Raw genomic sequence first — 19,605 nt, 5'->3', positions numbered from 1 at the left:
CAACAGGGCTCAGGAGGGAGCGCCGATGCTCATCAGCTTCTGGTAGCGGCGCTCCAGCAGTGTCTCGGTCTCCATGGCCTCGAGACGCTCCAGGCTGGCCAGCAGGGTGGTCTTGATGCGCTCGGCCATGATCTCAGGTTGGCGATGCGCACCGCCCAACGGCTCGGCAATCAGGGTGTCGACGAAGCCGAGTTCCTTGAGGCGCTCGGCCGTGATGCCCATGGCCTGCGCGGCTTCGGAGGCTTTCTCGGAGCTCTTCCAGAGAATCGAGGCGCAGCCCTCCGGCGAGATCACCGAATAGGTGGAATACTGCAGCATGGCCAGCTCGTCGCAGACGCCGATGGCCAGGGCACCGCCGGAGCCACCCTCACCGACCACAGTGGAAATGATGGGCGTCTTGAGCCGCGACATCACACCCAGGTTATGGGCGATGGCTTCGCTCTGACCACGCTCCTCGGCATCGATGCCCGGATAGGCGCCCGGGGTGTCGATGAAGGTCAACACCGGCATGCGGAAGCGTTCGGCCATCTCCATCAACCGGCAGGCCTTGCGATAGCCTTCCGGACGCGGCATGCCGAAATTGCGGCGCACCTTCTCGTGAACGTCGCGTCCCTTCTGATGACCGATCACCATCACCGGCTTGTCGTCGAGGCGTGCCACCCCCCCGACGATGGCCGCGTCATCGGCAAAGCGACGGTCACCGTGCAACTCGTCGAAGTCGCTGAAGACGTGCTCCAGGTAATCCAGGGTGTAGGGACGCTGGGGGTGACGCGAAAGCTGGGAGACCTGCCAGGCGCTGAGATCCTTGAAGATCGACTCGGTGAGCTTGCGGCTCTTGTCCTCGAGCCGGCCGATCTCGTCGCTCAGGCTGACCTGGCTGTCGGTACCGACCATGCGCAGCTCTTCGATCTTGGCCTGAAGCTCGGCGATGGGTTGTTCGAAATCTAGGTAGTTGGGATTCATGGTCTAGCCTTGTTTCATCGGCCGCAGAATGACCGGAGAGAAAACATCGATTGTCGCGCATTATCGCACCCTGACAATCCCACGCAAGACACATCACCGGATACCGGGAAGGGCGCCGTTACAGCGCGACGCTTGATGCCGTCGAGAGCAGAGATTGCCTAGCGGTACTTCAGACGCACCCCATCCTGCCCCCGCACCTCACGCAGCGCGACCAGCAGCTCATCGGCCGGCCTGACGCGCCACTCGGAAGCCAGCTCCAGCCAGCCCGAAGCACGGGCATTGCGATAGCGCAGGCGCACCGGCAGGCCTGCCTCGTCACAATAGGGCGTCAGGCTATCCCGGAGGCTCTCCACCAGGCGACCATTGATCGCGCTCGCATCCAGCGAGAGCTCGACGGCCTGGCCGTAGCGGGTTCGCGCATCGACCATGGGCGTGATGTCCTTGCCGCGCAAGCGCAGGCCGCCGGAGTATTCGTCGGACGAGACCTCGCCCTCGACGATCAGCACCTGATCGGTATCCAGGCGTCCGCGCAGGGCATCAAAGAGCTCGCCGAACAGCGACGCCTCGATGCGCCCGGTGCGGTCATCCAGAGTCACGAACGCCACGGTGTCGCCCCGCTTGGACTTCATGGTGCGCACCCCGACCACCAGACCGGCGACGCGCTGCGGTTCGCGGGAGGGGCTGAGGTCGACGATGCGCGTGGAGACAAAACGCGACAGTTCCTGCTCATATTCATCGATGGGATGCCCGGTCAGGTAGAGCCCCAGGGTGTCCTTCTCGCCCCCCAGGCGCTGCTTGTCCGTCCACTCGCGCACCCGCCGATAATCCGCGTAGACGTCGGCGTCAGCGTCACCGGGGGCCCCGCTGAAGGCGTCGCCGAACATGTCCATCATGCCGATGTTCTGGTTGGTCTGGTTCTGGGCGGCGGCCTTGAGCGCGTCGTCCAGGGCCGCCGTGAGCACAGCGCGGCTGGGACCGAGGTTGTCTAGGGCGCCGGCGCGAATCAACGCCTCGAGCGTGCGCTTGTTCATGCGCTGCGGATCGATGCGCCGGCAGAAGTCGAACAGGTCGCGGAACTCGCCCTCGGCGTCGCGGGCCTCGACAATGGCCCCGATGGGGCCTTCGCCGACCCCGCGGATGGCTCCCAGGCCATAGATGACCCGCCCTTCGACGTCCACGGTGAACTTGTAGCCACCCATGTTGACGTCCGGCGGCGTCACGGTGAGACCCAGATGACGGCACTCCTCGATCAGCGGCACCACCTTGTCAAGGTTGTCCATCTCGGTGGATAGCACAGCGGCCATGAAAGGGCCGGGATAGTGGGCCTTGAGCCAGGCCGTCTGGTAGGACACCAGGGCATAGGCCGCCGAGTGCGACTTGTTGAAGCCATAGCCGGCGAACTTTTCCACCAGGTCGAAGATATTGCCCGCCAGGTCGGCATCCAGGCCATTGGCCTCGCAGCCTTCCATGAAACCGGCGCGTTGCTTGGCCATTTCCTCGGGCTTCTTCTTGCCCATGGCACGCCGCAGCATGTCGGCCTGGCCGAGGCTGTAACCAGCCATGACCTGGGCAATCTGCATCACCTGCTCCTGATAGAGGATGATGCCGTAGGTCGGCCCGAGCACTGGCTTGAGCAGGTCGTGCTGATAATCGGGGTGCGGATAGGCGACCTCGGCCCGACCATGCTTGCGGTTGATGAAGTCATCGACCATGCCCGATTGCAGCGGGCCGGGACGGAACAGCGCCACCAACGCGATCATGTCTTCCAGGGAGTCGGGCAGCAGGCGCTTGATCAGCTCCTTCATGCCACGCGATTCGAGCTGGAAGACGGCCGTGGTCTCGGCCTTCTTGAGCATCTCGAAGGTGGGCACGTCATCCAGTGGGATGGTGTCGATGTCCAGCGCCCTCTCGCCTTGCGCGGCGCGCACCTTGTCGACCATCTCCAGGGCCCAGTCGATGATGGTCAGGGTGCGCAGGCCCAGGAAGTCGAACTTGACCAGGCCGGCTTCCTCGATGTCGTTCTTGTCGTACTGGACACGCAGGCCGCTGCCGTCCTCGTCGCAGATCAGCGGCGAGAAGTCGGTCAGCCTGGTCGGCGCGATGACCACGCCGCCAGCGTGCTTGCCGGTACCGCGGGTGATGCCTTCCAGCTTGAGCGCCATGTCCCAGATTTCCTGGGCGTCGTCATCGGCTTCGAGGAAGTCCTTGAGCTGGGGCTCGTCCTCGATCGCCTTGCCCAGCGTCATGCCGACCTCGAAGGGGATCAGCTTGGACAGCTTGTCGCCCAGCGAGTAGGGCTTGCCCTGCGCCCGCGCCACATCGCGCACCACCGCCTTGGCCGCCATGGTGCCGAAGGTGACGATCTGCGAGACGGCATTGCGCCCGTAGCGCTCCGCCACATAGTCGATGACCCGGTCACGCTTCTCCATGCAGAAGTCGACATCGAAGTCTGGCATGGAGACACGCTCCGGGTTGAGGAAGCGCTCGAACAGCAGGTCATACTGCAGCGGATCGAGGTCGGTGATCTTCTGGGCATAGGCCACCAGCGAGCCGGCGCCCGAGCCGCGTCCGGGACCGACCGGCACATCGTTGTCCTTGGCCCACTGGATGAAGTCCATGACGATCAGGAAGTAGCCGGGGAAGCCCATCTGCAGAATGATATTGAGCTCGAAATCGAGGCGCTCGCGATAGCGGGCATCGATCTCGGCGTACTCGGCGCCGTCGCGGGGATAGCGCGCCGCCGGATAGAGAAAGTCCAGGCGCTCGGTCAGGCCATCATGCGAGACCTTGCAGAAGAACTCCTCCTGGGTCATGCCCTCGGGGATGCCGTATTCGGGCAGAAAGATCTCGCCGAGACGGATATCGACGTTACAGCGCGCCGCAATCAGCGCCGTATTCTCCAGCGCTTCGGGAATGTCCGAGAAAAGCTCGGCCATTTCCTCGGGGCTCTTGAGATACTGCTCTTCACTGTAACGCCGCTCGCGCCGCGGATCGTCCAGCGGCTTGCCCTCACCGATGGAAACGCGCGTCTCGTGGGCCCAGAAGTCCTCGCGCTCGAGAAAGCGCACATCATTGGTCGCCACCACCGGGGTCCGTGTCGCCAGGGCCAGATCCACCGAGCGGTGTACGCATTCTTCCTCCAGGGCTCGCCCGGTGCGCGTCAGCTCCAGGTAGTAGCGCCCCGGGAAGGCGGCATTCCACTCGTCCAGCAGGGCGCGCGCCTCAGCGTGGTGATCCGCCAGCAAATGACGGCCGACATCGCCCTCGCGACCACCGGAGAGCACAATCAGCCCCTCGCTCTGCGCCATGACCCAGGCCCGCTGCAGGACCGCCCTGCCCTGGCGCTGGCCCTCAACCCAGCCCCGCGAAATCAGCTCGGTGAGATTGCGATAGCCAACATCATTCATCGCCAGCAGGGTCAGGCGATACGGGTTGTCCGCATCATGCGGGTTGGCCAGCCACAGGTCGCTTCCGATGATCGGCTTGAGGCCCGCGCCCTGAGCCCCGGTGTAATACTTGACCAGAGCAAAAAGGTTGGCCTCGTCGGTCAGCGCAATGGCCGGTGTCCCCTGGTCCACGGCGGTCTTGATCAGCGGCTTGAGCCTTACCAGGCCGTCGACCAGGGAAAACTCACTGTGCACGCGCAGATGAACAAAGGGTGTGGTCATGATGAACTCGGGGGTTGTCGTTGCATGATCGGGACTTGTGACCGCATGGGTGTGAGTTGGCACCGGGCGGACAGGCCAATTCACGCCGCTCCGGCAGGGGGCGCGCCCTGCCCCGGGGTGCCGAACTAGTCCAGCGCCAGCAGGCGTTTGACCGGGCCGAAGGAGCGCCGATGCGCGGGCAATGGCCCGAGACGCTCCAGGGCCGTCAGATGCTCGCGGGTCGGATAGCCCTTGTGACGCGCAAAGCCATAGTCGGGGTGCCAGGCGTCGAGCTCCAGCATGGCCGCGTCCCGCGCCACCTTGGCGAGTATCGAGGCGGCGGCGATCGCCGGGTGGCGGGCGTCGCCCTTGACCACGGCCTGTCCCGGCACATGATGCCCAGGGAGACGATTACCGTCCACCAGCAGATATTCGGCCGCCGGCGTCAGGGCATCGATGGCACGGCGCATGGCCAGGTGAGTGGCATGGTAGATGTTCAGGCCGTCGATTTCCTGGGCCGAGGCCTCGGCCACCGCCCAGGTCAGCGCCTGCTCGCGGATGCAGTCCGCCAGGGCCTCGCGTCGACGGGGCGTCAGCTTCTTGGAGTCGGTCAGCCCCTCGATGGGGCGCGACGGGTCGAGGATCACCGCCGCCGCCACCACCGAGCCGACCAGCGGGCCTCGGCCGACCTCGTCGACCCCCGCCAGCCGGTCTCCCTGATAGTCGATCACCAGCGGCGGCAGTGCAGGCTTGCTCATGACGGCCCTCCCTCGCCATGCGGGGCCTCGAGCCGCGCCGGTACCACCGACGCCGGCAGAGGCCTGCCAGCCACCAGCGCCTCCACGGCATCACTGGCGCGCCGACTGGCGCCTCGCTGCAATGCCTCGTGCATGGCGGCAAAGCGCGCCTCCAGCGCCGTCCGAGCCTCGTCATCATCGAGCAGCCCGGCCAGGGTATCGGCGATGGTCTCGGCGTTCGCCGCGTCCTGGATCAGCTCCGGAACCAGGCGGTCACGCGCAATCAGATTAGGCAGCGAAATCCACTCGGTCTTGACCAGATGCCGGGCCAGAAAGTGACTCATCGACGCCATGCGATAGGCCACCAGCATGGCGCGATGACAGAGCATGGCCTCCAGCGCCGCCGTGCCCGAGGTGAGCAGCACCAGGTCGCTTGCTACCATGGCCTCCCGCGAACCACCATCGATCAGGGTCACCCGCCCGCGCAGGCGGTCGCGCTCGTCCAGCAATGCCGCGAGCTCCTCACGGCGTTGCGGGGTCGCGGCGGGAATCACCAGGTTCAGCTCGGCACGCTCGTTACACAGACGCTCGGCCGCGTCCAGGAAGGTCGCCCCGAGAAAACGGACTTCGCTGGCCCGGGAACCGGGGAGGATGGCCAGCAGTCTGCCCTCGGCCGGCAGGCCCAGTGCCTGGCGGGCCGCCACGCGATCATTGACCAGCGGCATCTCGTCCGCCAGCGGATGGCCGACATAGGCCACCGGCACCCGGTGGTGCACATAGAAGGCTGCCTCGAAGGGCAGGAAGGTCAGCATGGCATCTACGGCGCGGGCGATGCCCTTGACCCGCCCCTGACGCCAGGCCCACACAGAGGGGCTGACATAATGGGCAGTGGTCACGCCGGCATCGCGCAACTGCCGCTCGAGGCCAAGGTTGAAGTCCGGCGCATCGATACCGATCATGATGTCCGGCCGCCAGGCCAGGGCATCGCGGCGCAGGGCACGCCGAACCCGCAGCAGACGCGGCAGGTGCTTGAGCACCTCGACCAGCCCCATGACAGACAGCGTCTCCAGCGGAAAGCGGCTGTCCATGCCTTCGGCGATCATGCGCGGTCCGCCGATGCCGCGGAATTCCACCCCCGGATGGCGCGCCTTGAGCTCACGGATCAGACCGGCCCCGAGCAGGTCGCCGGAGAGCTCCCCGGCGACCACATAGATGCGTTGAATGCCCATGGCAGACCTCGCTCAGCGAATGATGCCCCGGGAAGACACTTCGATGGAGGCCGCGAAGGTATCGGTCTCCGGCAGGGAGTAGCGCTCACGAATGGTCGTCAGCGCCTGCTCGACTGTCAGCCCCTGGCGATATACCAGACGATAAGCATCGCCCAGCGCCTTGAGCGAGGAATTGCTGAAGCCACGGCGACGCATGCCGACCAGATTGAGGCCATGCACCTGGGCCGGGTTGCCGTTGATCATCACATAGGCCGGTGTGTCCTTGGTGATGATCGACCCGCCGCCGGCCATGGCATGTTCACCGAAATGGCAGAACTGGTGCACGGCCGAGAGACCACCGAGGATCGAGAAGTTGCCCAGGGTGACATGACCGGCCAGGGTCACCTGGTTGGCCAGGATGCAGTCATCACCGATCACGCAGTCATGCCCGACATGGGCATAGGCCATGAACAGGTTGCGCGAGCCGATGGTGGTCTCGCCGCGATCCTGAGCGGTGCCGCGATGCAGGGTCACGCCCTCGCGCACGACATTGTCGTCGCCCATGACCAAGCGTGTCGGCTCACCGGCATACTTCTTATCCTGGCAATCCTCGCCCACCGAGGCGAATTGGAAGACACGGGTACGTTCACCAAGCACCGTGGGCCCCTTGATGACCACATGAGGCCCGATGCGCGAGCCGGCACCGATCTCGACGTTCGGACCGATCACCGAGAAGGGACCGACCTCGACGTCATCGGCCAGGCGGGCGTCGGAGTCGACGATGGCATTGGGATGAATCAAGCGACTTTCCTCTCGGCACAGATGATCTCGGCCTCACAGGCCACATCGCCGTCCACGCTGGCCTTGCAGTCAAACTTCCAGATGCCCCGCTTGCCGCGGATCACCACGGCTTCCAGGCGCAGTTGATCGCCGGGCATCACCGGACGCTTGAAGCGCACATTGTCACTGCCCACCAGGTAATAGACATAGCCGTCCGCGGGCAGCTTGTTCACGGTCTTGAAGCCCAGGATACCGCACGCCTGAGCCAAGGCTTCAATAACCAGCACACCGGGCATGATGGGATGATGGGGAAAGTGGCCATTAAAGAATGGCTCGTTGACGCTGACGTTCTTGTAGGCAACGATGGATTCACCGACCGCCAGCTCCATCACCCTGTCGACCAACAGAAAAGGGTAACGGTGGGGCAGGTATTCGCGAATGTCGTTGATGTCCATTTCCATCGTAGCAACCTCTGAGATGACAAAAGCCCGCCCCACGCGACGGGCACATCCACCGGCCCGGGTACCGATGGGTGGGGCGAATTATACCGCCCCGCGACGAGGCCTCAAGCGCCCCGCCCGGCTTTTTCGAGGCGATTCAAGCGACGCGCGATCTCGTCGAGCTGCTTGAAACGCACGGCATTGCGGCGCCACTGGGCGTTATCCATGGCCCCCGTGCCCGACGAATAAATGCCCGGCTCGAGAATGGAGTTGGTCACCAGGCTCATGCCGGTGACCTGGACACCGTCACAGATTGTCAGATGGCCAGACAGCCCGACCCCGCCACCCAGCATGCAATGGCGGCCGACCCGGGTCGAGCCGGCAATACCGACACAGCCCGCCAGGGCACTGTGCTCGCCAACCTGCACGTTGTGGGCGATCTGTACCTGACTGTCGATCTTGACGTCATTGGCGATCAGGGTGTCACCCAGGGCCCCCCGGTCGATACTCGAACAACTGCCGATCTCGACATCATCGCCCAGCACCACACCGCCCAACTGAGCGATCTTGTGCCAGCCACCGCCATCATGGGCGAAACCGAAACCGTCCGCGCCGATCACACAGCCACTGTGCAGAATGGCGCGCTCGCCGATGACGACACCATGGTAAAGCGTCACATTGGCATGCAGACGACTCCCCGCCCCGACCCGGGTATCGGCTCCGATCACGCAGCCCGGGCCCACCACGACGCCGTCGCCCAGGGTCACGCCGGATTCGACGACCGCCTGAGGACCAATGCACACGCCCTCCCCCAGACGCGCATCACCGGCCACCACGGCCGAGGCATGCACCCCGGGGGACTCGCGATTGGCCAACGGATCAAAGAGGCGTGACAGCTCGGCATAGCCCAGGTAGGGGTTTTCCAGCGTCAGGCAGGTGGTCGGACACTCCCCGGCATGGGCGGGGTGCAGCAAAACGGCCGCAGCGCGGGTTTCGCCCAGGTCCTTGAGGTAGGCACGATTGGCGAGAAAGGTAATGTGCTCGGGGCCGGCATCGCGCAGCGTCGCCAGACCACTGACACAACGCGCGCCATCGCCCCAGAGCTCGGCTCCCAGGCGCGTGGCGATCTCGGCGAGTGTCAGAGAGTGGGCATCTTGAGTCATGGAGTTCCGGATCTGATCAACGTGGCTCGCTCAATTGAGCGAATTGATAATCTCGGTTACCTCGCCGGTCAGGTTGGGGAGGTCACCTTCCGCATGCACGACACCCTGGGGGGCCACCAGCACCTGGACGTCATGACGCTGGATGACCTGCTCCACTGCCTGGTCCAGTTTCGGTTTGGCACCTTCCAGGAACTTTTGTTCCGCCTGCTGACGCGCCTCGAGAATCTCGCGACGCAGCCGCTCGAAGCGCTGCCGCTTGGTCTGGAACTCCTGCTGCTCGGCCTGGGTGGGCTGACCACCGTCCTGGAAACGCTCCTGCATGGACTGCAGGGACTGGCCCAGCGACTCCGCTTCCTGCTGCTTGCCGTGAGTGCTGTTGCGGAACTGATTCATCGAACGCTGGGCGACCTGGGTATCCAGCAGCGCCTTCTGCCAATCCAGCACGGCCACATCGGCCGCTTGCGCGGGGACGCTGAGCGCCCCCAGCATTCCCACCATCACTGCGAAGGTCCACTTGCGCATCATGACAACTCCTTTTGACGTGGAGCCGGGTCAGAAGCTCTGACCCAGCGAGAACTGGAAGAACTGAGTGTCATCACCTTCCTGATCATTGATCGGTCGCGCCACACTGAAGGTCAGCGGGCCTACCGGCGTCAGCCAGGAAAAGCCGATACCGGCGCTATAGCGCAGATCGCCGAGGTCGACACCGGACTGGCACTGCGAGCGACCTTCATCCTGCTCCAGAACCGGATAGCATTCGGTCAGAAAGGTATTACCGGCATCGATGAACACCGAGGGCTGCACGGAGCGTTTGTCCTCGACAAACGGCATGGGGAAGATCACTTCCGCCGTGCCCTCAACCAGCACATTGCCGCCCAGGGTCCGGTCGTCGCCGCGCTCGCGCGGCGTGGTGAGCGTGCCCAGGGTGTTGGTGGTGAAGCCACGCACCGAGCCCAGACCACCTGATAGGAAGTTTTCGTAGAACGGATAGGGAGAATCGCCGCCCAGGGTGTCGGCATAGCCCACCTCGCCACGGAACTTGAGCGACCAGGTCTCTTCCTCATTGAGCGGGAAGAAGTGCCGGGCCTGGGCGCGTGCCTTGTAGTACTCCGCATCGCTGCCAGGAGCGGAAGCCTCCAGGGAGAGACGCTGGTAATTGCCCGCCGTCGGCATGATGCCGCGGTTGAGCTCGTTCCGGGTCCAGCTGGTGGTGAGCTGCAGGGTCTGCGCCTGCTTGCCCTCATCACGCACGTACCGCTCGATCTCAGAGGGGGTATCGCGATACGTCTTGACTGTCAGGTCCTCGACGGTGGCACCGAAATTGACTCGCGTCAGCTCGTTGATCGGGTAACCGAAGTTGATCCCGGCGCCCAGGGCATCCGTGGAGTAGGTCGAGATGTCCGAATCTTCGTAGTCGGTCTTGCGGTAGTACAGGTTATACCCCCGCGAGATACCGTCCAGCGTCCAGTAAGGGTCAGTGAAGCCGAAGTTGACATCGGTGTAGGTGTCACTTTTCTGCGCGCCGATGTTGACCCGGTTACCCGTGCCCAGAAAGTTGTTCTGCGACAGCGACGCGCCATAGATGACCCCGGCACTCTGCGAGAAACCGAGGCTGGCGGAGATCGAGCCGGACGGCTGCTCCTCGACCTGGTAGGTCACGTCCAGCTGGTCATTGGCACCCGCCACCGGCTCGGTCTGCACCTCGACCTGCTTGAAGAAGCCCAACCTCTCGAGGCGCTGTCGGGACTGGCTGATCGACTCGGTGGAGGCCGGCGCGCCTTCCATCTGGATCAGCTCCCGGCGCAGCACCTCGTCCTGGGTGGTGGTGTTGCCGACGAACTCGATACGACGCACATAGGCGCGACGCCCCGGCTCAACCTGAAAGGTCAGGTCAACTGTCTCGCCATCGCGACCGGTCTGGGGAATGCCATTGACCTCGGCGAAGGCGAAGCCTTCGGCCCCCAGACGCGAGCGAATGGCCTCGGAGGAGGCAATGACGTCGCTGCGCGAGAAGATCTCGCCACTCTGCGTCTCGAGCAGCCCACGAGCCTCTTCCTCGGAGATACGCAAGTCACCGTCGAAGTTGATGTCGCCCAGCTTGAAGCGATCCCCCTCGGTGACATTGATGGTTACGAAGATGCGCGACTCTTCCGGCGCCACCGACACCTGGGTCGAGTCAATGGCGAAATTCACATAGCCACGATCCAGGTAATAGGAACGCAGGCGCTCCAGGTCGCCGGACAGCGCCTCGCGCGAATAGGAGTCGTTGGTGAACCAGCCGAAGAACCAGCCGGGGCGATCCTCGAGCTCAAAGACGTCTTTCAGGGTCTCGTCGTCGAAGGCCTGGTTGCCGACAATATTGATCTGACGGATCTTGGTGATATCCCCCTCATCAATGTCGATGTTGACCGCGACCTGCCCGGCTCCGACCTGCTCGACCTCGGCATCGATGGTCGCATTGTAGCGACCCTGGGACTGATAAAGCCCGGAAAGCTCGCGCTGAATCTCCTCGAGAGTGGAAAGCTGCAGTACCTGGCCTTCGACCAGACCGGCCTGGCTGAGGCCATTGCGAAGATCCGGGGTCTTGATCTGCTCGTTGCCCTCGATGTTGAGTCGCGTGATGGTCGGCCGCTCTTCCACCTGAATGATCAGGACGTCACCCTCACGGGCCAGATGGATATCGTCGAACAAGCCGGTAGAGAACAGCTCTCGCGCTGCCGCCGCCAACTCCCGGTCATCCACTCGCTCGCGAGCACTGACCGGGAACGCATTGAACACCGAAGCGGCCGAGACCCGCTGCAGGCCTTCCACTCGGATGTCGGATACATTGAAGGATTCCGCCTGTGCCGAATTGGCACCGGCAAGCAGCAGCGCCGCCATTCCGATGGTCTTGATCTTCATGCAGTCATTCGCTCGCGTTGATCTGCCTACCTGTCCAGACAGGCACCTTATACATTTGTACGGTCAACTGACAAGCCGCAGCGCGGTTTTACCAGAGCCGCATCAGGTCGAAATACAGCGCCATCAACATCAGGGTTCCGACCAGCGCCAGGCCGATCCTCAGGCCAAACGCCTGGGCGCGTTCGGAGACCGGTCGACCGCGGACGACCTCGACGACGTAATACAGAAGATGCCCCCCATCGAGCACCGGGATGGGCAAGAGGTTGAGCACGCCCAGGCTGATCGATAGGTAGGCCAGAAAGCCCACGAAACTCTCCAGACCGGAACGTGCCGAATCCCCGGCTATCTGGGCAATGGTTATCGGGCCGGAAAGATTGGAGGGCGAGATGAGCCCCACCAACATCTTGCGGATGGCATCCAGGGTCAACAGGGTCATGTCGCCGGTGCGCTGAGCCGCCTGACCGAGAGCGGCCAGGGGCCCATAGCGAATCTCGCGCAGGTTCTCCTCGGGCCAGGATACCGCCGCGACACCTGCCCCGATATAACCCACGTGACTACCATCGGCCTGCTCACGGGCACGCGGTGTCAATGTCAGCGTCAGGGGCTGGCCACCGCGCTCGATCTCGACCTCGAGCGTCTCCCCGGGGCGTGCCTGCACACGGGCGACGAAGTCGCTCCAGGTGTCGACTGCCTGGCCACCCAGTGCCAGCACCCGGTCGCCCTTCTGCAGCCCGGCATCGGCAGCCGGCTCACCCTCCGCCAGGCGGTCGATCACCGGTGACACCGAAGGGCGCCAGGGGCTGATCCCCAGCGTCTGCAGGGGGCGCGGCGGATCCTGGCGCACCATGAAGTCCTGTACCGGTAGCTGGTAGGCCCGCGGCACACTGCTGGCCTCGGCACGTGCCGCGACCTCCAGCACTCCGGAGGCGCCGATACGCGAAACCAGAGCTAGGTTGACGTTCTCCCACGAACGCACCGTCTCACCCTCGATGGCGACGATTTCCTGGCCGCTGCGCAAACCGCCCTGGGCGGCGGGCGAGTCGGGCGTCACCTCGCCGACGACAGGCGCCACGGCCGTGGTACCGGCCACGAAGAGCGCCCAGTAGGCGACCAGCGCCAACAGGAAGTTGGCTACCGGCCCTGCGGCCACGATGGCAATACGCTGCCAGACCGTCTTCTGGTTGAAGGCCAGATGCTGCTCGTCGGCAGGCACCGGCCCCTCGCGCTCATCCAGCATCTTGACATAGCCGCCCAGCGGAATCGCCGCCACGACAAACTCGGTGCCATGGCGATCGCGACGCGACCAGAGCGGCTTGCCGAAGCCGACCGAAAAACGCAGCACCTTGACGCCACAGCGACGCGCGACCCAGAAATGACCGAACTCGTGGAAGGTGACCAACAGGCCCAGGACCACGATCACCGCCAGCACATTTTGGATCAGGCCCATCGCTGCCTCCTGAGTGAATGTTCCGGCCGGTTCAAGAATCACCAAGCCATTGCCTGGCGTCGTGTCGTGCCCGCTCATCCGCGGCCAGGATCACCTCGAGCTCGCTAGCCGACTCGAGCGGGCGGTCTGCCAGCACACGCTCCACCAGCTCACCGATGCCGTTGAAGCTCAAGCGCCCGTCGAGAAACGCCTCGACGGCCACTTCATTGGCGGCATTGAGCACCGCCGGCGCCGTTCCGCCACTGGCAATGGCCTGACGGGCCAAGCGCAGGCAGGGAAAGGCCGTGTCGTCGGGGCGCTGGAAATCGAGCCGCGCCACCGCGAACAGGTCCAGTGCTTCGACCCCCGATGCGATACGCTCCGGCCAGGCCAGGCCATGGGCAATCGGCGTACGCATGTCGGGATTGCCGAGTTGCGCAATGACCGAGCCGTCCGCGTAGGCCGCCATGGAGTGAATCACGCTCTGGGGGTGCACGACCACCTGAATCTGCTCGGGCCGCGCATCGAACAACCAGCAGGCCTCGATCAACTCGAGCCCCTTGTTCATCAGAGTGGCGCTGTCCACCGAGATCTTGCGGCCCATCGACCAGTTGGGATGAGCGCAGGCCTGGTCGGGTGTCACGGTGGCGAGCTGGTCGGCCGTCCAGTCGCGAAAAGGGCCCCCGGAGGCGGTCAGCAGCAACTGGGTCACGCCATGCCGCGCCAGGCCTCCACGATGCTCGGAGGGTAGACACTGGAAGATGGCATTATGTTCAGAATCGATCGGCAACAGAGTCGCCCCCGAGCGGGCGACCGCCTCCATGAAGAGCCCGCCTGACATCACCAGGGCTTCCTTGTTGGCTAGCAGCACCCGCTTACCCGCCTCCACGGCCGCCAGGGTCGGCAGGAGGCCGGCGGCCCCCACAATGGCCGCCATCACCACGTCCACCTCTGCGGCCCGGGCAACCTCGGTCAGGGCCTCGCGACCACTCCTCACCTCGGTATCCAGACCGGCTTCAAGCAGCTTTTCCCGCAACCAGGCGGCATCCCGCTCACATTCGAGAACGGCCACGCGCGGCTGGTGCCGCCGGCACTGATCCAGCAGCGCCTGCCGCGAGCGATGGGCCGAGAGGGCATAAACCCGGTAGCGCCCGGGGTGGCGGTCGATCACGTCCAGGGTGCTGGTACCGATCGAGCCGGTGGCTCCCAGCACCGTCACATTTACCGGCAGCGAACCGGCCGAGGCCGTGGCGCCCTTGTGCCCAGGGGCCGCGGAAGCAGTGCAGGACGCTGCCATCACCATGACTACCAGCCTCCCGGATAAAGAAGCGCGAACAACGGCACCGCAGCCGTCAGGCTATCGATCCGGTCGAGAATGCCACCGTGCCCCGGCAACAACTGACTGGAATCCTTTAGACCGCGAAAGCGCTTGAGCATGCTTTCCAGCAGATCCCCCAGCACGGAGGCCAGGGTGACGATAGCAACCACTACCAGCAGCCCCAGGGCGGCACTCAGGCTCAACGATTGCCAGACAGCAAAGGTTACGGCCAGCAGCGAGCTGACCAGCAGGCCGCCGACCACTCCCTCCCAGGTCTTGCCCGGACTGACACTCGGGGCCAGCTTGCGACGCCCGAGGGCGCGCCCGACGAAATAGGCGCCGATGTCCGCTCCCCAGACAAGCAGCAGCACCAGCAGCAGCCAGGCCGCGCCGGCATCACGCAGAACATTGAAGCCGACCCAGGTGGGCACCAGCACCCAGGCGCCCATGGCCAGCCGAACCCCGGTCGGGCGCCAGTGGTCAAGCCGTTGCGGGTAGCCGGTTACCCAGTACAGGTTGACCAGCCAACCCAGCGCACCGATGCCCAGCAGCCACACCGACTGAGCCGACCCCAGCCAGGCCAGTCCGGCCAGGGTCGCGCCCAGCGCAAGGCTGCAGCCACCACGCTGCCAGGACGCCTCCAGGCCGGCCAGACGACTCCATTCCCAGCCGGCCAGCACCACCACCAGCCCGGTAAAGACAGCAAAGGCCGCGCCCTCGAGGACGAACAGCCCGACCAGGCTCAGAGGCGCCAGCCAGGCGGCCGTGATCACACGTTGTCTAAGCACCGTTGGCCTCGGCCTGTTCATCTGTCCTGCCGAACCGCCGCTTGCGACCGGCAAAGTCGGCCAGAGCATCATCGAAGGCCTCGGCCCCGAAGTCCGGCCACAACACGGGCGTAAAGTAGAGCTCTGCGTAGGCCATCTGCCACAACAGGAAGTTGGAAATGCGCCGCTCGCCACTGGTGCGGATGCACAGGTCCACCGGAGGCTCGTGGCCCAAGCAGAGCCCATCTTCCAGCGCCTGCTCATCGATCGCCTCGGGCGCCAGCTCGCCGGCCGCCACTCGTTCGCCAAGCCGCCGAGCGGCACGCGTGATATCCCAGCGCCCGCCATAATTGGCGGCCACCACCAGATGCAGGCCGGTATTGTCCGCGGTCAGCGCTTCCGCCGAGGCAATGTGCTTACGCAGGGTCGAGGAAAAGCTTTCCCGGGCGCCGACCACCGAGAGCTTGATGTCGTTGTCATGCAGCTTTCTGACCTCACGCTTGAGCGCCATCAGGAACAGCTCCATGAGCGCCTCGACCTCGGCGGCAGGGCGACGCCAGTTCTCGCTGGAAAAGGCGAACAGAGTCAGAGTGCCAACACCCCGCTGCGCCGCCCGACGAATCACCGCACGCACCGCTTCGACCCCCGCATGGTGGCCACGTAAACCGGACATGCCGCGCGACTTTGCCCAACGGTTATTGCCGTCCATGATGATCGCCACATGACGTGGCAGTGAGGACTCCCCGGGAGAGGGGGAGTGGCGGGATTGCGCTGAAGTCATGAGGTCTCGCATGGCGAAGGGGAAGCACGGTTGTCACGCAGGGAGTGGCGCCGGCAGGTGCGGCGCCAACGCCTTACACCTGCATCAGGTCGTGCTCCTTGCTTTCCAGGGCCTTGTCGATTTCGCTGACGGTCTTGTCGGTCAGCTTCTGGATCGCCTCTTCCGCCTGGCGCTGATCGTCTTCGGTGATCGACTTGTCCTTGAGCAGCGCCTTGATATCGTTATTGGCATCACGACGCACGTTGCGCACGGCCACACGGGTATTCTCTGCTTCCTGGCGGGCCTGCTTGATAAAGCCCTTACGGGTTTCCTCGGTCAGCATCGGCATCGGCACGCGGATCACGTTACCGGCACTAGCCGGATTGAGGCCCAGCTCGGCGGTCATGATGGCTTTTTCCACCTTGGGCACCATACTCTGTTCCCAGGGAACCACCGCCAGCGTCCGGGCATCCTCGACATTCACCGAGGCGACCTGGTTGATGGGCATCTGAGCGCCATAGTACTCGACCATTACCGCATCCAGAATGCTCGGATGCGCCCGACCGGTGCGAATCTTATTGAAGTTGCTGTGCAGAGCCTCGAGGCTCTTGCTCATGCGGCTTTCCGCATCTTTCTTGATGTCGTCGATCACGATGTCACCCTCTGTCAATCAGCGTGCCTTCCCGGCCGCCTACTACCAGATTCAGCAGCGCACCGGGCTTGTTCATGTCGAACACGCGAACCGGCATGTCATGGTCCCGCACCAGACAGATGGCGGTCAAATCCATGACGCCGAGCTTGCGGTCGAGTGCGTCGTCATAGCTCAGTTGCTCGTACTTCTCGGCATCCGGATGCTCCACGGGGTCCTTGTCATAGACACCGTCCACCTTGGTGGCCTTGACCACGACATCCGCATCGATTTCGATACCGCGCAGGCAGGCCGCGGAATCGGTGGTGAAGAAGGGGTTGCCGGTCCCCGCCGAGAAGAGCACCACGTCGCCGGAGGTCAGGTAGCGGATCGCCGTGCGGCGGTCATAGTGTTCGACCACGCCGCTCATGGGAATCGCCGACATCACGCGTGAGCGGATATTGGAACGTTCCAGGGCGTCGCGCATGGCCAGGGCATTCATGACAGTGGCCAGCATGCCCATGTGGTCACCGGTGACGCGCTCCATGCCAGCCTCGTGCAGGGCGGCACCACGGAACAGGTTGCCGCCCCCGACCACAATGCCGACCTGCACACCGATACCGACCAGTTGGCCGATCTCCAGCGCCATCCGGTCCAGCACCTGGGGGTCGATACCAAACTCGGCATCCCCCGTCAGCGCCTCACCGGACAGCTTGAGCAGAATGCGCTTGTACTTGGAGACAGCGGCACGGGGCTTGTCAGACTTGGTGGTAGAGGCTTGCTCGGCACTGCTCATGCGTGGATCTCCCGGAACGCGTCGAATGGACGTGGGGCCGGACCAGCCGGCCGGATACGCGATGGCGTGCGCAACTGCGCACGCCATCATCATGCAGGAAGGAGGAACCTCAGCTACGGTTGGCCTGTTCCATGACTTCCTGGGCAAAATCGACTTCTTCCTTCTCGATGCCCTCGCCGACCTCGAAGCGCGTAAAGCCAAGCACTTCGCCGCCGGCCGCCTTGACGTACTCGGCCACGGTCTGGTTCGGATCCTTGACGAAGGCCTGCTCGACCAGGCTGTTCTCGGCCAGGTACTTCTTGAGGCGACCCTGGACCATCTTCTCGGCGATCTGCTCGGGCTTGCCGGCCATGTCCGGCTGCTCCAGGATGATCGCCTTTTCCGCGTCCAGCTTGTCCTGCGGCATGTTCTCGGGCAGCGCCACGGCCGGGTTGAGCGCAGCAGCATGCATGGCCACGTCGCGCGCGGCTTCGGCGGTACCGCCGTTGAGCACCGTCAGCACGCCGATGCGGCTGCCGTGCACATAGGCGCCCACCAGGCTGCCGCCCTGATCGCCGGCCTCGACGACCACGCAACGACGCACGCTGATGTTCTCGCCGATCTTCTGCACCAGAAGCTCGCGATCGCCTTCGAGATCGCCTTCCATGATGGCCGCCACGTCTTCGCTCTTGGCGGTGAAGAAGGCATCGGTGACCTTGTTGGCAAAGGCGACGAAGTTGTCGTCACGCGCCACAAAGTCGGTTTCGGAATTGATTTCGACCATCACGCCGTAGCTGCCATCTTCCGCCACGCGGGTGACGATGGCGCCTTCGGCGGCGGTGCGGCCGGCCTTCTTGGCGGCCTTGAGACCGGAGTTCTTGCGCAGATTGTCGATGGCGGTTTCGATGTCGCCACCGGCTTCCGTGAGTGCCTTCTTGCACTCCATCATGCCGAGCCCGGTACGCTCGCGCAGTTCCTTGACCTGAGAGGCGCTGATAGCTGCCATGGTAGTGTCCTCTGAATGGTTCGACCTGGAAGATGGGCGCCGGTATCACCCGGCCATTCCCCTTGCCGTCCCGGGGCGCAAGCAAGGGGGCCGCAGCCCCCTTGCGCCGTCACGGTGACGGTTCGCCGACAAGCGGCGCGATACTCATGACCCCGCCGGGGTCACGATCACTCGGCCGCGGCGGCGTCGCCAGCGCTTTCCTCGGTGACCTCGACGAACTCGTCGGGACGACCTTCCTTCGCACGGGCGCAGGCATCGGCAACGGCCTTGACGTAGATCTGAATGGCGCGGATGGAGTCATCGTTGCCCGGGATCACGTAGTCGACGCCATCCGGATCGGAGTTGGTATCGACCACACCGATGACCGGAATGCCCAGCTTGTTCGCCTCATTGATGGCGATCCGCTCGTGGTCGACGTCGATCACGAACAGCGCATCGGGCAGGCCGCCCATGTTCTTGATACCACCGATGGAACGCTCGAGCTTGTCCTGCTCGCGGGTCGCCATCAGCACTTCCTTCTTGGTCAGCTTCTCGAAAGTGCCGTCCTCGTGCATGGTCTCGAGTTCGCGCAGACGCTTAATCGACTGACGAATCGTCTTGAAGTTGGTCAGCATGCCGCCCAACCACCGATGGTTGACGAACGACTGGCCGACGCGGTTGGCCTCTTCCTTGACGATCTTGCTGGCGCTGCGCTTGGTGCCCACGAACAGGATCTTGTTGTTCGCGGCCGCCATTTTCTCGACCACGTCGATCGCTTCGTTGAGGGCCGGAAGCGTATGCTCGAGGTTGATGATGTGAATCTTGTTACGTGCGCCGAAGATGTACTTGCCCATCTTCGGGTTCCAGTAACGGGTCTGGTGACCGAAGTGAGCGCCTGCCTTCAGCAGGTCACGCATATTGACGTGTGCCATGGTGGATGACTCCTGAAAAAATCGGGTTAGGCCTCCACGCACCCCATGGATCCGACTATCGGTCGCGCCGACAGCACCCGGGACCATGTGCCGGTACGTGTGTGTTTTCAAGGCGTTGTGCGTAAATTGACGCTTTCCGGCCGACTCCGGTACTCGACACCTTGGGGACGAACGG

General features: G+C 64.1%; 17 protein-coding genes. All 17 read right to left on the bottom strand.

From position 1 onward, the window contains the following. Positions 1–9: 9 nt before the first annotated feature. Entirely contained in the window at positions 10–963 is a 954-nt protein-coding gene (gene accA, locus QWY74_RS07620) for an acetyl-CoA carboxylase carboxyl transferase subunit alpha (protein WP_264824259.1), read from the bottom strand. 158 nt (positions 964–1,121) lie between these two features. After that, positions 1,122–4,631, bottom strand: a complete 3,510-nt coding sequence (gene dnaE / locus QWY74_RS07615; protein ID WP_264824260.1) for a DNA polymerase III subunit alpha — start codon at positions 4,629–4,631, stop codon at positions 1,122–1,124. Positions 4,632–4,756: 125 nt separating this feature from the next. Next, positions 4,757–5,368, bottom strand: coding sequence for a ribonuclease HII (gene rnhB, locus QWY74_RS07610; RefSeq protein ID WP_264824261.1), 612 nt, complete (start codon positions 5,366–5,368; stop codon positions 4,757–4,759). Continuing rightward, positions 5,365–6,576: a lipid-A-disaccharide synthase gene (lpxB, locus tag QWY74_RS07605; protein ID WP_264824262.1), complete on the bottom strand. Its 1,212-nt coding sequence runs from the start codon at positions 6,574–6,576 to the stop codon at positions 5,365–5,367. The genes rnhB and lpxB overlap by 4 nt, the downstream gene beginning before the upstream one ends. Before the next feature lie 12 nt (positions 6,577–6,588). After that, positions 6,589–7,356: an acyl-ACP--UDP-N-acetylglucosamine O-acyltransferase gene (gene lpxA, locus QWY74_RS07600; protein WP_264824263.1), complete on the bottom strand. Its 768-nt coding sequence runs from the start codon at positions 7,354–7,356 to the stop codon at positions 6,589–6,591. After that, the gene (gene fabZ / locus QWY74_RS07595) at positions 7,353–7,796 is read right to left on the bottom strand and encodes a 3-hydroxyacyl-ACP dehydratase FabZ (RefSeq protein ID WP_264824264.1); all 444 of its coding nucleotides are present in this window, start codon (positions 7,794–7,796) and stop codon (positions 7,353–7,355) included. Before fabZ ends, lpxA begins: the two co-directional genes overlap by 4 nt. A gap of 104 nt (positions 7,797–7,900) precedes the next feature. After that, positions 7,901–8,938 (bottom strand): UDP-3-O-(3-hydroxymyristoyl)glucosamine N-acyltransferase, encoded by a 1,038-nt coding sequence (lpxD, locus tag QWY74_RS07590; RefSeq protein WP_264824265.1) that lies wholly within the window; start codon positions 8,936–8,938, stop codon positions 7,901–7,903. A gap of 30 nt (positions 8,939–8,968) precedes the next feature. Beyond that, positions 8,969–9,463 (bottom strand): OmpH/Skp family outer membrane protein, encoded by a 495-nt coding sequence (locus tag QWY74_RS07585; RefSeq protein ID WP_320109310.1) that lies wholly within the window; start codon positions 9,461–9,463, stop codon positions 8,969–8,971. A 27-nt stretch (positions 9,464–9,490) separates the two neighbouring features. Beyond that, the gene (gene bamA / locus QWY74_RS07580; protein WP_435389138.1) at positions 9,491–11,839 is read right to left on the bottom strand and encodes an outer membrane protein assembly factor BamA; all 2,349 of its coding nucleotides are present in this window, start codon (positions 11,837–11,839) and stop codon (positions 9,491–9,493) included. Between the two features lie 88 nt (positions 11,840–11,927). Beyond that, the gene (gene rseP / locus QWY74_RS07575) at positions 11,928–13,286 is read right to left on the bottom strand and encodes a sigma E protease regulator RseP (RefSeq protein WP_264824266.1); all 1,359 of its coding nucleotides are present in this window, start codon (positions 13,284–13,286) and stop codon (positions 11,928–11,930) included. A 31-nt stretch (positions 13,287–13,317) separates the two neighbouring features. After that, complete coding sequence (gene ispC, locus QWY74_RS07570; RefSeq protein ID WP_264824267.1) at positions 13,318–14,568, bottom strand: 1-deoxy-D-xylulose-5-phosphate reductoisomerase; 1,251 nt, start codon at positions 14,566–14,568, stop codon at positions 13,318–13,320. Between the two features lie 2 nt (positions 14,569–14,570). Next, the gene (locus tag QWY74_RS07565) at positions 14,571–15,371 is read right to left on the bottom strand and encodes a phosphatidate cytidylyltransferase (RefSeq protein WP_264824268.1); all 801 of its coding nucleotides are present in this window, start codon (positions 15,369–15,371) and stop codon (positions 14,571–14,573) included. Continuing rightward, complete coding sequence (gene uppS, locus QWY74_RS07560) at positions 15,364–16,131, bottom strand: polyprenyl diphosphate synthase (protein ID WP_264824269.1); 768 nt, start codon at positions 16,129–16,131, stop codon at positions 15,364–15,366. Before uppS ends, QWY74_RS07565 begins: the two co-directional genes overlap by 8 nt. Positions 16,132–16,204: 73 nt before the next feature. After that, positions 16,205–16,762 carry a ribosome recycling factor gene (frr, locus tag QWY74_RS07555; RefSeq protein WP_264824413.1) on the bottom strand — a complete coding sequence of 186 codons (558 nt, stop codon included), beginning with the start codon at positions 16,760–16,762 and terminating at the stop codon, positions 16,205–16,207. Positions 16,763–16,766: 4 nt separating this feature from the next. Continuing rightward, positions 16,767–17,534, bottom strand: a complete 768-nt coding sequence (gene pyrH / locus QWY74_RS07550; protein WP_264824270.1) for a UMP kinase — start codon at positions 17,532–17,534, stop codon at positions 16,767–16,769. Positions 17,535–17,643: 109 nt separating this feature from the next. Then, a complete protein-coding gene (gene tsf, locus QWY74_RS07545; protein WP_264824271.1) occupies positions 17,644–18,519 on the bottom strand; it encodes a translation elongation factor Ts in 876 nt (291 codons plus the stop codon). 167 nt (positions 18,520–18,686) lie between these two features. Further along, entirely contained in the window at positions 18,687–19,430 is a 744-nt protein-coding gene (rpsB, locus tag QWY74_RS07540; protein ID WP_264824272.1) for a 30S ribosomal protein S2, read from the bottom strand. Positions 19,431–19,605 lie beyond the last annotated feature (175 nt).

It is taken from the genome of Halomonas almeriensis, from assembly GCF_030409235.1.
In the GTDB taxonomy this organism is placed as follows: Bacteria; Pseudomonadota; Gammaproteobacteria; order Pseudomonadales; family Halomonadaceae; genus Halomonas; species Halomonas almeriensis.
Note: the sequence above shows the minus strand (reverse complement) of the source record. Positions and strands in the feature narration are given on the sequence as shown.

Excerpts from the sequence above, each read along its gene's own strand:
- accA (WP_264824259.1), bottom strand. The coding sequence starts at position 963 with ATGAATCCCAACTACCTAGATTTCGAACAACCCATCGCCGAGCTTCAG.
- dnaE (WP_264824260.1), bottom strand. The coding sequence starts at position 4,631 with ATGACCACACCCTTTGTTCATCTGCGCGTGCACAGTGAGTTTTCCCTG.
- rnhB (WP_264824261.1), bottom strand. The coding sequence starts at position 5,368 with ATGAGCAAGCCTGCACTGCCGCCGCTGGTGATCGACTATCAGGGAGAC.
- lpxB (WP_264824262.1), bottom strand. The coding sequence starts at position 6,576 with ATGGGCATTCAACGCATCTATGTGGTCGCCGGGGAGCTCTCCGGCGAC.
- fabZ (WP_264824264.1), bottom strand. The coding sequence starts at position 7,796 with ATGGAAATGGACATCAACGACATTCGCGAATACCTGCCCCACCGTTAC.
- lpxD (WP_264824265.1), bottom strand. The coding sequence starts at position 8,938 with ATGACTCAAGATGCCCACTCTCTGACACTCGCCGAGATCGCCACGCGC.
- QWY74_RS07585 (WP_320109310.1), bottom strand. The coding sequence starts at position 9,463 with ATGATGCGCAAGTGGACCTTCGCAGTGATGGTGGGAATGCTGGGGGCG.
- bamA (WP_435389138.1), bottom strand. The coding sequence starts at position 11,839 with ATGAAGATCAAGACCATCGGAATGGCGGCGCTGCTGCTTGCCGGTGCC.
- rseP (WP_264824266.1), bottom strand. The coding sequence starts at position 13,286 with ATGGGCCTGATCCAAAATGTGCTGGCGGTGATCGTGGTCCTGGGCCTG.
- ispC (WP_264824267.1), bottom strand. The coding sequence starts at position 14,568 with ATGGTGATGGCAGCGTCCTGCACTGCTTCCGCGGCCCCTGGGCACAAG.
- uppS (WP_264824269.1), bottom strand. The coding sequence starts at position 16,131 with ATGACTTCAGCGCAATCCCGCCACTCCCCCTCTCCCGGGGAGTCCTCA.
- pyrH (WP_264824270.1), bottom strand. The coding sequence starts at position 17,534 with ATGAGCAGTGCCGAGCAAGCCTCTACCACCAAGTCTGACAAGCCCCGT.
- tsf (WP_264824271.1), bottom strand. The coding sequence starts at position 18,519 with ATGGCAGCTATCAGCGCCTCTCAGGTCAAGGAACTGCGCGAGCGTACC.
- rpsB (WP_264824272.1), bottom strand. The coding sequence starts at position 19,430 with ATGGCACACGTCAATATGCGTGACCTGCTGAAGGCAGGCGCTCACTTC.